General features: G+C 60.1%; 10 protein-coding genes and 1 pseudogene. 1 reads left to right on the forward strand and 10 read right to left on the reverse strand.

Annotated features, from left to right (window positions below):
* Positions 1 to 160: 160 nt before the first annotated feature.
* Positions 161 to 1300: a hypothetical protein gene (locus ACTNDJ_RS08110; protein WP_441083523.1), complete on the reverse strand. Its 1140-nt coding sequence runs from the start codon at positions 1298 to 1300 to the stop codon at positions 161 to 163.
* A gap of 644 nt (positions 1301 to 1944) precedes the next feature.
* Between ACTNDJ_RS08110 and ACTNDJ_RS08115 the strand changes: the two genes are divergently transcribed.
* On the forward strand, positions 1945 to 3213 hold the full coding sequence (locus ACTNDJ_RS08115; RefSeq protein WP_441083524.1) for an ATP-binding protein: 1269 nt from the start codon (positions 1945 to 1947) through the stop codon (positions 3211 to 3213).
* Between the two features lies 1 nt (position 3214).
* Here ACTNDJ_RS08115 and ACTNDJ_RS08120 read toward each other — a convergent pair.
* From ACTNDJ_RS08120 to ACTNDJ_RS08160, 9 genes and pseudogenes are all read right to left on the reverse strand, one after another.
* Positions 3215 to 3340: pseudogene (locus ACTNDJ_RS08120) on the reverse strand (IS3 family transposase); the annotation flags it as partial.
* Positions 3341 to 3440: 100 nt separating this feature from the next.
* Positions 3441 to 4700 carry a nucleotide sugar dehydrogenase gene (locus ACTNDJ_RS08125; protein WP_441083525.1) on the reverse strand — a complete coding sequence of 420 codons (1260 nt, stop codon included), beginning with the start codon at positions 4698 to 4700 and terminating at the stop codon, positions 3441 to 3443.
* A 50-nt stretch (positions 4701 to 4750) separates the two neighbouring features.
* Complete coding sequence (locus tag ACTNDJ_RS08130; protein WP_441083526.1) at positions 4751 to 6250, reverse strand: protein kinase domain-containing protein; 1500 nt, start codon at positions 6248 to 6250, stop codon at positions 4751 to 4753.
* Positions 6247 to 7293, reverse strand: a complete 1047-nt coding sequence (locus tag ACTNDJ_RS08135; protein WP_441083527.1) for an NAD-dependent epimerase/dehydratase family protein — start codon at positions 7291 to 7293, stop codon at positions 6247 to 6249. The genes ACTNDJ_RS08130 and ACTNDJ_RS08135 overlap by 4 nt, the downstream gene beginning before the upstream one ends.
* A 46-nt stretch (positions 7294 to 7339) precedes the next feature.
* Positions 7340 to 8902 (reverse strand): oligosaccharide flippase family protein, encoded by a 1563-nt coding sequence (locus tag ACTNDJ_RS08140; protein WP_441083528.1) that lies wholly within the window; start codon positions 8900 to 8902, stop codon positions 7340 to 7342.
* Positions 8903 to 9139: 237 nt separating this feature from the next.
* Positions 9140 to 10111 (reverse strand): ATP-grasp fold amidoligase family protein, encoded by a 972-nt coding sequence (locus tag ACTNDJ_RS08145; RefSeq protein ID WP_441083529.1) that lies wholly within the window; start codon positions 10109 to 10111, stop codon positions 9140 to 9142.
* 13 nt (positions 10112 to 10124) lie between these two features.
* Positions 10125 to 11072, reverse strand: a complete 948-nt coding sequence (locus ACTNDJ_RS08150; protein WP_441083530.1) for a glycosyltransferase domain-containing protein — start codon at positions 11070 to 11072, stop codon at positions 10125 to 10127.
* A gap of 13 nt (positions 11073 to 11085) precedes the next feature.
* Positions 11086 to 12186: an EpsG family protein gene (locus ACTNDJ_RS08155; protein ID WP_441083531.1), complete on the reverse strand. Its 1101-nt coding sequence runs from the start codon at positions 12184 to 12186 to the stop codon at positions 11086 to 11088.
* The gene (locus tag ACTNDJ_RS08160) at positions 12183 to 13325 is read right to left on the reverse strand and encodes a glycosyltransferase WbsX family protein (protein WP_441083532.1); all 1143 of its coding nucleotides are present in this window, start codon (positions 13323 to 13325) and stop codon (positions 12183 to 12185) included. Before ACTNDJ_RS08160 ends, ACTNDJ_RS08155 begins: the two co-directional genes overlap by 4 nt.
* Positions 13326 to 13343: the final 18 nt, after the last annotated feature.

A 13343-nucleotide genomic window follows, 5' to 3' on the forward strand; every position in this document is an offset into this window, starting at 1 on the left:
CCCCCCCCCCCCCCCCCCCCCCCCCCCCCCCCCCCCCCCCCCCCCCCCCCCCCCCCCCCCCCCCCCCCCCCCCCCCCCCCCCCCCCCCCCCTGCTTTGGGAAGCGTAAAACTCGCTTATAGTCGGTTTCCTTTCCCCCTCGTCCAGCCCAAACGGGCGCCTCAGCAACGGCGAGTGGCACCCAGAAGCGCTATTCCCAGCAGGAATAGCGCCAAGGAGACGGCGATCCAGTTGTTGTCGGCGGTCTTGGGGAGCGTGACGGCGGAGCTGGCAGTCTTGGCCTTGGATGGCGTGGACACGGTGGTCCTGGTCACCGTCGTTTCGGTTGTCGCGGTCGTCTTAGGCGTCGTGGTCGCGGGCTTCAGCACGGGATCTGTCGCGGACCCGGCACCGGGCTGCCCAACGGCAGGACCGGCACCGCCGGCCGGATCGCCCACGCCGCCGGGCACCTCGCACCCGTCGGTCTCCCCCGCCGGGACGTTGGCACCCCGGGGCTCGATCACCACATGCGGTGCCATCGCCCCAAAAGCATCCACCGCGCCGCCAGCACCGAAGGCCCCGCCCGCGGGCGCCGCGAACCGCGCGGCCACGAGCGACCCGCCCGTGCATGCAACGCCGCCATCGGTACCGGCCGCATCGACCCACGAGGCGTCGACGGAAAGCCCACACCCGGCCGAGCCGTCGCCGGCGCCCGCATCCTGCAGGTACACACCGTAGGCACACACGCCGGCGGAGGGCGCGGCACCGACGGCGATGACGCGCCCTCCGCCGCGCACGGCCATGTCGCCGGCGATCACGCCGGCCACGGCCTCGTCCGTGACGTTTGCCCCGTCCGCCCGGGCATTGACGGCGCAGCCGTCCACCGCGAAGGCCCGCGAGACGTGGATCGCGCACTGCGAGCCCGATGCCGCCAGGGACCCGGTGCCGCGAAGCGTCAGGCTGCCCCACACCTCCATGCCGCACTGCGTGATGTCCGCATCGGGCGCATGCGACTCCGTCACCGAGTTTTGTCCGGCAAGCGTCACGACCAGGCCGCCGTCGGCGCCGATGGCGTCGCCCGCGTAGCCGTCAAGCTCCAGATGGTCGGAATCGGTCCAGGCCCAACCGGGGCCCGACACGCCCGGCTCGCGGTACGTCGCGCCCGCGATGAACAGGCTTTCCGCGCCCGCGGCATGAGAAGGCCCGCCCAGCAAAGCGCACAGGCAGGCCATGGCGGCGATCGCAATGTGATGACGGCTGGTGTGGGACTCGGTGGCAAACATACCCGCTCCGATCTTCGCAGGAGCCAATAGGATGTGCACCAGAAAATGCCCTGGTGGCAGCACTTATCAGTTTAGCGAGATCAATGCGGGGGCAAAGGGAAATCGCACGGGCGATGTCCGCAATTAGGTGTAAATCGTTTTGCCAGTCGGTGAAAGTTAGTATCGACTTACGAATGCTCGAATCGGTATCCCTCGTACCGTAATTAGTACCAAGGCGATTTTCGAGGCTTTCAGTGACGCCGCCGCCACGAAGCCGGCCAATCTACTACGTTTAACCCCGACCTGCCAACCATACCCCAGATTTCGCAAATACCGCAGGCCGTCTACCTGCGGTTTTCTTTTTGTCGAAAACGGCATGGTCGGAGGATGCCTGCCAAACATAGTAGATGGGCTGGTTTCGTGCGGGCGCGACCAACATGTCCCTTCGCTGTGCATCGTCCATCGCCGCATCTCCAAATCGATTGGTTACGCGAAAAATCTTGAGGCAACGGGGCCAGGTTGTTTAGACGCGCTAGTTTTGACGCTCACGAAAAGCCTGAGAAAGAGGCTTCTCTCGTTTGCATTCATGGCCACGTTGACCCTCTCCCGTTTTCCGGTCCTGCCGAGAAAAATCCCGCACATACTCGTAGACTATAAATCGTATTTCACTTTGACGTTTATGATTGAAAATGAGGACGACGCTTATGAACCAAACCGATGGGTTGCTCTATACCTGCGACGAAGGCCTTCCTTCGCTCGTGTCCCGCCTGATTAGCACGAATCGAGAGGCATCCCATTGGGACTTCAAGCGCATCTGGCACAAGAACAATGCCGACCTTATCCATGACATCATCTGCCTTGCCAACAATCCCAAAGGGCATATTGGCATGCTTATTATAGGAGTTGACGATGGCGCGGAACACGAGTTAATCGACGTAGAAGATTATTCGGAAAACCGCAAGGACAGCCAGAAAATCACCGACCTGTTACGAGCATGCAGATGGCTTACGACTTTTCCCTACGTGCGCGTCGTTCCAATCCGGCTTAGCGAGGTCAACCTTGATGTCGTGCTTATTGAACCCGATGACGATGCGATCCCGTACAGACTAGCGAAGGACTATGAGTCCAGCATCAAAGATTCCCAATCGGGCAGGTCGAAGCGCAAGGTCGTTCGCGCCGGAACGATCTATAGCCGCGACGGGGACAGTAATACGCCCATCGATGGCACCGCCGATTCCATTCTATCCGAGAAGCTTTGGCGAAGGCGTTTCGGCATCGACAAAACTCCGCTCGAACGAGCGTCATCGCTGCTGCGCGAGCCTTCCAAATGGAAGAACACCTTGAACGCCATTGAGGGAATTGACGAAGGATTCCAAAATTGCTATTACTACGAGGACTTCCCAGAGTTCACGTACATTCGAAAATTCATGGATGACGAAAACCGCTATGAGTATTTCATGCTCGCATCGCCTTTCTTCACGAGCCCTCAATGGTGCATCAGCCGTATCTATTACCACCAGACCATGTTGTATGAGACGACCGGCGCGTTTTCCGACCACCTATATATCCCATCCCCAAGGATAGGCTTCGTTCGAAAAAGCCAGAGATCATATGACCTCAATGATACGATTATGTTTGGGTATTTTGTCGAAGGCTCAATCGAGAAGCGTCTGCTTGACTTCATGCTGGACGAAAGCAAAGAAGGGCCATCCGAGAACAACACGAAATTGATGCTGTTCCGGTTGCTTCCCCTGTTTAAAGACGAGGATGAATTTTCAACCTTCGTGCGATGGTGCGAGCAACAATGGGAGACGGTAGTGAACAAAATCAAATCGCACGATTGCTGCCGGTACATTCCTCAAAAAATTCCAGCGCACATATCGGAGTCAATGATGAACGGGGCACGCACTTCCGAGACGATTGTCGAACTGCTTGACGAATTCCGCTTCGCCCAAACCGCAAGCGAATCCTAGTCTATGGGGATGCTAACGTTTTCCGTCTCAGTGCCAATGCTGCAAGTCCCAAGGACCTCCCGTATTGCATGGGGCTTATTCCTCCTAGTGATATCTTTATCCCGTCCTCGTTATACCAACTGATGTATTCGTCGCACGCACAGCGCCTCCACGGCTTGCCCTAAACAAGAGAGGCCCCTAGCCCCCCCGGGGTGGGTAGGGGCCGCTTATCGCTCCGAGAAAGCTCGCTAGTCGCGCTTGAAAAGGTCGCGCGTGTAAACCTTGTCCGCCACATCCGCAAGCTCGTCGCTCCAGCGGTTGGCCACGATGATGGAGCACTCGCGCTTGAAGGTCTCAAGGTCATGTGTGACCGCGCTACCGAAGAAGTCGGGGGCGTCGAGCGTGGGCTCGTACACGAGCACGGGCACGCCCTTGGCCTTGACGCGCTTCATGATGCCCTGGATGGAGCTCGCGCGGAAGTTGTCCGAGCCGCTCTTCATCGTGAGTCGGTAGACGCCCACGGTGGGCGCCGCGGTGCCGGAGTAGACGAGCTGGTTGACGCGCTGGAGCACCTCGTCGGCCACGTGGTCCTTGCGCGTGCGGTTGGAGGCCACGATGGCGCCGATGAGGTCCTGCGGCACGTCCCTGTAGTTCGCGAGCAGCTGCTTGGTGTCCTTGGGCAGGCAGTAGCCGCCGTAGCCGAACGATGGGTTGTTGTAGCCCGCGCCGATACGAGGCTCGAGGCACACGCCCTCGATGACGTCGGCGGTGGCGAGGCCGCGGAGCTCGCAGTAGGTGTCGAGCTCGTTGAAGTAGGAGACGCGCAGCGCCAGGTAGGTGTTGGCGAAGAGCTTCACGGCCTCCGCCTCGGTGGAGCCGAGCACGAGCTCGGGGATGCCCCGCGTGCCATCGGCGTTCTCACGGGAGCGCTCCTCGGGAGCGGCGCCCTCGGCAAGCAGCGCCGCGAAGCCCTTGGCGGCCTCGACGGCCGCGGCATCGTCCTTGTCGCAGCCGACAACGATGCGGCTCGGGTGCAGGTTGTCGTAGAGCGCCTCGCCCTCGCGCAGGAACTCGGGAGAGAAGAAGATTCGCGAGTCGCCACGCCCCTCGCGCAGCTGCGCGGTATAGCCGACGGGAACCGTGGACTTAATGACAATCCAGGCGCTCGGGTTCACCGAACGAACCGCGTCGACGGCCGCCTCAACGGAGCTGGTATCGAAGAAGTTCTTGTTGGGGTCGTAGTTGGTGGGCGTCGCGACAACAACGTACTCTGCACCCACGTAGGCCTGGGCCGGGTCGAGCGTCGCCTCGAAGGAAAGCTCGCGCTCCCCCGCCTTCGCCTCGGACAGGAACCGCTCGATCTCCTTGTCGCGGATGGGAGAACGGAAACCGTTAAGCATCTCCACCTTCCCCGTAACGATGTCCAAGGCGTGGACCTCGTTGTACTGCGCCAACAGCACGGCTAGGGAAAGCCCTACGTACCCGGTGCCTGCAATTGCTATCTTCATTAGTCAATCCTCCTGATAGGTAATGCCGGTTCCTAAGCCGGCGGGGTCGTTTAGAACGGGATTTCGTCCCCGATGCGAGGTGCCAGGCCGATGCGAAGGCCGAGGTTCTTCATGACGACGAGCTGCAAGTCGGGGGCGAGGCCGGCAAGGAGGTTCCGGAAATCCCGGACCACCGAGACGGCAGGCCTGCTCGCGGGCCAAAAAGAGAACTTCCCTTCTATGACGCAGCTAAGCAGAAGAGAGGGATCGGGAATCTCCCTCTCGAGGCCGCAGGAAGAGAGGAGCTTGTCGAGCCTCCGGACCACGACCGACGCGCTGCCCACGGGCGAGGCAAGAGAGTCCACGTTGGCGAGCGCCGCGCTAACCGCGTCGAGGAAGGCACGACAGACGGCCAGCTGGCCTTCGGTAAAATCGGCGGGAGCGAGGTCTGATGGGGTCATGGCTTCCCTCACCTCGGAGAAGGACTTGAGCCTCGAAGACGGGTCCCTCGGCGACATGCGTGCGACGACGTGGGCGTACGGGAACTCCGCCATCGGCACGCCCCAAGCCGCGAGGGCGCGCTCGAAGAGCTTGCCGACGTAGTAGACCTCGGTGGCGCGGTCATACCTAAAGGAGGCGACCTCGAGCGGGGTATCCTCCGGCATCCGCACAAGGATGCTGTTATTCTCCAGGGTCGATTCGCCCTCGTAGCTCTTCCCGAAACCGAAGTCTATGAGCTTGACGTCGCCAGCGCCCGTGACGAGGAGGTTTGCGGCCTTGACGTCACGATGGAGCACGCCCGCCATCTCCAACGCCTCGAAGGCGGAAACGGCGTCAGAGAAGATCTCCGCCGGGGACTTCGTGCCCTCGCCGGGCAGGAACTTGTCGAGGGGCACGCCCTCGATAAACTCCATCTGGATGTAGCCGGTGCTAGCTTGGGGGTAGAGGTAGTAGCCGAACACTCTCACGACGTGGGGGTGCGAGACCCTCAGGAGGATGGCCGCCTCATCGACGAAGCGCCGGTAGCAATCCTCCGGGTCGTTCCCACCCCGCGGATCGAACTTCTTCATGGCGAAGAGGAGGTTCGCCGTTTCGTCGCGGAAAAGCATCGTGCGCCCGGTGCCGCCATGCCCGAGCTCACGCACGAAAGTGAGGTCCCGGTCGCATCGGAACCTGACCGACTCCCCCTCCACGAGGATGCGCTCGCCGACCTCGGAGGCGCCGTTTTGCCGGGTGACTCCGTCGAGGTAGGCTCCGATGGCGTCGATGTTGGCGGGGCTTTCGGCATCGAGCTGCTGCAGCACGTCCTGGACGCACCAGCCGTAATCGTCGTCGCCGAAATGCAGACTGCGGTATAGCCTCGGGTGCTCCTCGATGACGCTTGGCTTGGTGACGAATTGGGCCACGGCCGCCCAGTCCTCGGCCGTAAACGCCCTCTCCACGGCAGCGGCCAAGTTCCTGAGCTTCACGGCTCGTTCGACGCGGGCAGCGGGCGGAGCCGCTGCTCCAAGATTGCCAATGACGTCCGCAAACTTCTGGAGGCCGGCGTATGCGCCGTCGAGGTTATTCATAGCCCGTAATACTCCCGGTACCACTTGGCGAAAGTTCGCAGGCCGTCCTCCAGGGGCGTGCTCGGCTTGAAGCCGGTGTCGCGCTCCAGCTTCGAGGTGTCCGCGTAGGTCACCGGAACGTCGCCCGGCTGCATAGGAACAAGCTCCCGGTGCGCCTCGAAGTTGAAATCGGCGGGAAGCACGCCCTCCTCCACGAGCACACGCTGGAGGGTATCCACGAAGTCGAGCAGGTTCTCGGGGTTGGAGTTGCCGATGTTGTAGATGCGCGTCGCGGCCATGGGCAGGCCGTCCTCCCCCAGCTTGACCTCGGGCGGGTTCGCCATCACGCGCGTGACGCCCTCGACGATGTCGTCGACGTAGGTGAAGTCGCGCTTGCAATCGCCCATGTTGAAGATCTTGATGGTCTCGCCGCGCAGAAGCTTATTGGTAAAGCCGAAGTACGCCATGTCCGGGCGGCCCATCGGGCCATAGACCGTGAAGAAGCGCAGTCCGGTCGCGGGGATTGAGTAGAGCTTGCTGTAGGCGTGGGCCATGAGCTCGTTGCTCTTCTTGGTCGCCGCGTAGAGCGAGACCGGCGAGTCCACGTTGTCGTCCTCGCTGAAAGGCACCTTCTCGTTGCCGCCGTAGACGCTCGACGACGAGGCATACACGAGATGCTTGACCGGGTGGTGTCTGCAGGCCTCCAGTATGTTGAAGAAGCCCACGAGGTTACTGTCCACATAGGCCTTCGGATTCTCTATCGAGTAACGCACGCCGGCCTGCGCGGCCAGGTTCACCACCACGTCGAAGCCGTTCTCGGCGAAGAGCCGCTCCACCAGGGCCGTGTCCGCGAGGTCGCCGCGCACGAACGTGAAGCGCCCGTCATGGTCGGCGTCCCGTAGCATCGCGAGCCGCGCCTCCTTGATGCCCGGGTCGTAGTAGCCGTTCACGTTGTCCAGGCCGACGACCACCCAGCCATCAGCAAGCAAGCGTTTGCTCAGGAACGCGCCGATGAAGCCGGCGGCTCCCGTCACCAATGCGACGTAATGTTTCTGTTGTGCCATATCAATCGCTCCTTAAATACCTAAAGCAGAAAAACTGTGTTTGTGTTCATCGATCACGCCGTCCAAAGTCCCTCCCAAGATGGCTGGAGAGATGGCGACCCAGACGCTCAAACACATCCGCCATAGCACCGACTCGCTCGGCGACCCGTCGCCCGCCAAGGTGCCTTGAGCACGAACGAAGCAGCGACCTTGTGCTACCGAGAAGCATCGTGGTAATGAGGTAAGCGAACGCGAAAAGCGGGATGCAAACGATCTGTACGGCAATAGAGTCCGAGAGCTGGAGAAGAAGGACAACGGCGATAGAGGGCACGACGCAGTTAAGGGCTATCGGGGCAAGCCCGCGAAACATAGTCAAAGGACTCAACCCGACAGCCGAGCGAAGGACAACGAGCTCGATGACGATGAGCGGCAGGTAGCCGCAGGGCACGAGCACCGAGAAGACCTCGAAGGGCATTCCAGCGCAAAAATATAGGAAGGGTACGTAGAACACGAGGTAGACGACGCAAATAAGGGTTATCAGGCCCGGCTTTCCGACAGCCCTGAGGGTTTGGTTGCCCATATAGCAGAAGAGCATCCTGAGGGACAGGGTGATCGCAATCCAGCTGATGAGGGTCTCACCCTCCAGCCATTGGGTGCCGAGAAGGACGATGATCACGAGGTTGCTCAGCAGCATGACACCGCATGCGATTGGCAAGAGAAAAAGCGCGAGAGCCCTCTGGGACCTGTAGAAGAAAGATATGAGCTCGTCCTCGTCGGACTGCATGCGGGAGATCCCGGAGTAAAAGACCGGCATGACGGATGACTCGACGACCGAGAGCAAGTTATTGGTAATAGAGACCGAGTTTTTGTATATGCCGAGGTAGAAAGCGGACATCGAAGACCCGATGACGAAGACGCCTGCCCAGCTGATAGCCCATAGGACAACGGCCTCAGAAAGCGACCAGAGGCTGAAGGAGAGCATGCGGGCGAGGGCCGCAAAGCTGTATCGCATCCTCGGGTGCCAGTCGTAAAGAATCATAAGGAGAACGGCCGTGCAGGTGTCGCTGGCAAGAGTGCCGAGGATAAGCGACCAGTAGTCAAGCCCGAGCAGCGCGGAGGGGATGGCAACCGCCGCCATAAGGAACGCCGCGAATAGCTTCACCTTGAAGAGTAGCTGGAAGTCGAAGCCACGCTGGCATAGCGCGGTCTGAACGGAGATGAAGGAGTTTAGAGGAAGGGAAAGGCAGGCAACGGCCAAGGCGCCCCCGGCGCCGGGGCTTCCGGCGAAAGAAGCGATCTGCTCCCTGAACAAGGCCACCGCGGCCCAGATGGCCAAAGCTATAGCTAGGTTGGACCAGAAGGCGACGCTGGAGCAAAGGCCCTTTTCAGCATCATCCCGGAACTCGTGCTGGATGAGGTACTTCTGGAAGCCGGCGTCAGCCAGTGTCTGGGAGAACGTCGTCACCATGGTTATGGTGGCGACGACGCCGAAGGCCTCGGGGGCAAGGATATGGGCCAGGACGATCTGGGTCAGCGGCGAAACGAGCTTGTTAACAAGCTGGGCGACGAATGACCACTTTACGGCACCAGCGGCCTTGTCGACAATTGTGCCGGCTTTATTATCGGCCATAAGTCAATAGCACCCCCGAAGCAGCATGATTCAGTTTATTAGTTGCGAGTGCAGCCCGGTTGGGCACGAAAGGCGTCTCGGAAAATGTCGCGGGACAACCCATCCCGCATATCCGCATAGGAGCAGGCTTCCAGATGATGCACCGCGCTTGATAAGGCAACCGGCAATCGCTCAGGGCCTGACCCCCGAGCGCCCTTCCTCCGATGCTTCTCCGCTTGTCAAGCTTGAAGGCAGGATTCATCGCAGCTCCGCCTTTCCCTCTTCGTGCGCGCTGCCAATCTCAATCCACGAGCCAAGCAGCTCGTCGTCTTCACGGCGGTCGAAGGGGTCGAAGCCCCCGCCGTCGTAGAATGTCATTTCGCCGAAAAGCGGCCGGGGACCGAAATCGTACCAATCGACACGGACGTGCGGGAACCCTTCGGAGAGAACCGCGCTCTGGCGAAGCATCTCATCGAGATGACTTGGTCTTTCGGGAGCGGTCAACGCGCACGGCATATCGGACTGCAAGATGTCCGCATGCGTCCAATCGGGCCACATGAAGTCCTGCGTATGCCTAGAGCTCCTGCCCTGGTGCACCTCTATGAGCCTTGGCTCGCCATCGAAACAGAGAAACTTATAGTCATTCGGCTCTGCAGCGACGATCTCGGACACGTCGCTGAATCGGAAGAGCTTATAGTCGGCGAGGTTGCAGCCTTCTTCGGTCGGGTCAAGGTACTCCTCAGCAAATACGAGCGGCTTCACGTCCTTGTAGGGCCATTCGCGGCACTGCCAGAAGTAGTTCCTCCTAAGGCTTTTATCGAGCTTCGCCCGCGCGGCCTCGAGGTCGAAGGACTTCTTGTCACGACAGATGGCCACACCGCCCGAGTCATGATTCGTCTTAAGGACGAAACGGTCGGGCAAGCCTGATATATCTATTTCGTCGGCGGATTCCCAGAAGGCAAGGGTCGGAACGACGTACTGCTCGCCAATGCGATCGGCAACCCACTGCTTCACGCGGTACTTGTCCACCAACGTGGTGTAGAGGGGGTTACGGTCGTGCAGCTTCAGCCAGTTCAGCTTCTCATTGAAAGTCTGAGGGCTGTCTAAATCCAAGTCGCAGCCGGTCTGCACCTTATACATTAGCTTCAGGTAAGGCTCGTCGGGAATCGCGCGATCAAGGCGCAGGACCCTCGCCGCCTTCAGCGTGACTTTTGAAAGAAACCTGTTCATAAAAAGACGCCTTTCATTTGAACGAGTGCGAGCCCAAGTCATGGATGCGGAGCTTGGGGCTGTTCCAGACATTGGGGCCAAGGCAGGCGACGGAATCCGCCGTGAAGCCCATCTTCCAGAGGACGTAAGGGAGAGCGAGCTGGTCTCGTCCACTCCCCGAGGAGACATACTCGTCCCACCAGGCGGAGAGGAGCTTGGCGGAGGTGGAATTGCGGAGGTCGGCCACTATGACGGTCGCCTCGCGCATTCCGAAGTTATGGGGAAAGCCCTCGGACTCGTACCGCTCCATCTGTCGCCGGATTGCGGCGGGGTCGCCTCGCTTCGAGGCGATGCAGGCGCTGGCCTCGTCGTAGGCGCACTCCCGGGAGGAATGGGCGTGCATGGCGACGCCGGTCTCGGATGCACGAGCGATGGCGCACCAGTCGGCCAGGTCACTGATAACCTGAACGTTCCCGTCGGTGTAAATGGAGAAATCAGAGTCGAAGAACTCGCCGGGATGCATCTTGCAGTAACGGTTGGGATTGCGGGAGGCAACCAGGGATGGCTCGCGCTCGACGCGACGAATCGACAGCCAACCGGGGTCATGGACCAAAGGGGATGTCGCCTCGTCGACGAACAGGACCGGCCTCAGCCCAGAAGGAGCATAGAGGGGGGCGTGGGGCACGTCGTATCCGTTCGTGACGCAGGCGTAAACGGTGACGCTCGAGCTCCTGGCGGAGGCGACCTCCCGCTCGCCGACGGCTGGGGCGGCATGGGCGCCCACGGCACCGCCCATTCCGTTGACCTTTCCCTGCGCCGAAAGGGATTTGGCAAAACCCGCCAGGGCCTTGACGTCAAAGGACCTGAGCGCGCGCTCGAGCTTGAGCAGCCGCTTCCCGGCACGGTACTCGCGCGAGCTCAGAAGCTCGTTATAGTCGCAGTTCACCGCCTCGAGGGCCTCAAGCGGGCTATCAGTACTCATAGAATAGATCACCTCAACCTAACAGGGAGTGGAAGCCGTCGTAGGAGAGCAGGGGCTCAATCACGGTGGGGAAAGGCTCGTACACATACGCGGCAATAGCGCCGAGCACGAGAAAACAGAGGAGTAGGAGCAGCTTGTGCGACGAGGGAACCTCGCCGGACTGCCAGAGGTGGGAGAAGAGAACGTACGAAAGCATGAACCCCATCTCGATGAATCTGTGGAAGTTCGAGTCGAACTGCAGCAAGGGCAGGGTGATGCCTGTTAGTGCCACGGCGACTAGAAGGGTCGTGCCGCGTTTGTCCCCTACAGCGACCTGCCTCTTGGCCTTGCCGATTCCTCCGCCAAGAACGCGGACGTTTGCATAGGAAAGAACCACTGCGGAAGCCCAAATGAAGAGGATCTTCATAAACCAGGAGCCCGTGGTGGTCGAGATGTCGCTGACGAAGTATCGCTCGTACTTGACATCGTTGAGGAGGCTCGCCGCAATGCCCGGGACATAGCCAACGCAGAGATAAGCCATGAGAGCGAGAGAGGCAACGACGAGAGCGGCCTTTTTCACCCCAAGGCCACCGAGCTTCCCAGCCGGCGCGAGCACAAGGAACACGAGCATGGAGGAGTGAATCGTGGAAGCCACGAGCACACCAACGACGTAGCGGAGGATGCCGAACCTCTCTCCGTTCACAATGCCTGCGAATGATAAAAGCACGATAGAGAAGCCGAGGAAGAATCGCAGCTGCACGCATTGGACGAGGGCGGGGAACAGGAGGAAGAGGCACCAGTGCAGGTTCCGCTCGCAGCCTACGCGACGATAGAAGCGGGCGGTTAGGAAGACGCAAAGGACGAGCACAACGCACACGAAGCCGCGGACGGAGAGACCGGTCGCGGCAATGGTCCTGTTCAGTAAGAACCAGCCGGCAGGGAGATCGTAAAGCCCTGTCGGAGTCCCGCCTGTCTGGACAATGGCGTAGTAGTTTACATAAGAGGGGAAATCGGCATAATCGGCGGTGGTAGCGGTAGAAAAGCACAAGAGCAAGGCGACACAGGGGGCAGCCCATCGGCCTCTCGAGAAGGCGACCGCAAACATCGCCAGCATATAGAGCGGCGCGAGTATCATAGGCCGTCCTCCGGCAGCATGCCCTCTATAATCAACGAGTCCCGTATGGCTTCGAGGAATGCGTAGCCGTTGTCCTCGTCGGGCTCGAGGTAGCCGCCCTCTGCCCATTCGTTCCACGCGAAGACGAAGACGTAGTCCTTGCCGTAGACTTCGCGCGCCCGGATCAGCATGTCATGGAAGTAGCGCCTGAATTTCTCAGGACTTGAGCCATCGACCACCCAACCGCGCCTTCCGCGTCGGGGAGTGTTGTCCCAGTCGACCATGGCGCAAGGAACACTGATAGAGCTCCACGGTCTTTGGGAGTTGATTGTACGCCAAATCTCGTCATAGCTCGCTCTAGCGGGGCCGGACTCGCTTCTGAAGACGCTCATGTCGAGAGTTCGATGAAAATGCTTCTGAAGCCAGACGTCAACTTTCCGCTTCTTCTCCCTCAGCCATCCAGCATTGTTCTTGCTGAGGAAATAACGCGCGTACTGAGGCTGGTACTCTATCTGGAGGTCGAACAAATCGGTCTCGACCTCATGAGAGAGGCAGTAGTTAATGTGCTGGACGCATATGCAGAGGCCACCCAGCCCAGATTCCTCGGCAAGTCTCTGCCAGCACTCGATCATTCCACGGTAATCGGGGATGAGCTCCGGGCGGTAGATGACAACGAGCGGCTTACCGTCCTCGCGGATGTAGCGCTCGTCGAGGAAGAATGGCTCGAGATACCTGTAGTGCTCCACCCACTGCTCCTCGCCGCCGTAGGTCTGCGAGATAAGCGTAGTGTTCTTGGAAGAGACCCAGGCATTGGTCCAATCCTCGTTTGCCCATGATATGCAGTAACGGAGGTCGATGTCCTTGTTGGCAAGCAGGAGCTCCATGGGCTTCTGCAGAAGCAAGTGACCGTCAAACCAGTAGTGGTAGAAGCAAAGGCCGTAGATACCATAGTCCCTGACGAGTTTCGCCTGCCAGCGCAAGGTGTCCAAGTCGGTGAGGTCATAATAGTTGCCGCCAAGGGGTACTCGAGGCTGTCTGTGACCTTCAAAAAGTGGCTTTGCGGCCTTGACGTTCACCCACTCCGTGAAGCCATCGCCCCACCACTTATTGTTTTCCGGCGTCTCATGAAACTGTGGCAAGTAAAAAGGAATAACCTTCATTCGAGTAACCTTAAAATA

This window comes from Collinsella sp. HCP3S3_D1, assembly GCF_052064015.1.
In the GTDB taxonomy this organism is placed as follows: domain Bacteria; phylum Actinomycetota; class Coriobacteriia; order Coriobacteriales; family Coriobacteriaceae; genus Collinsella.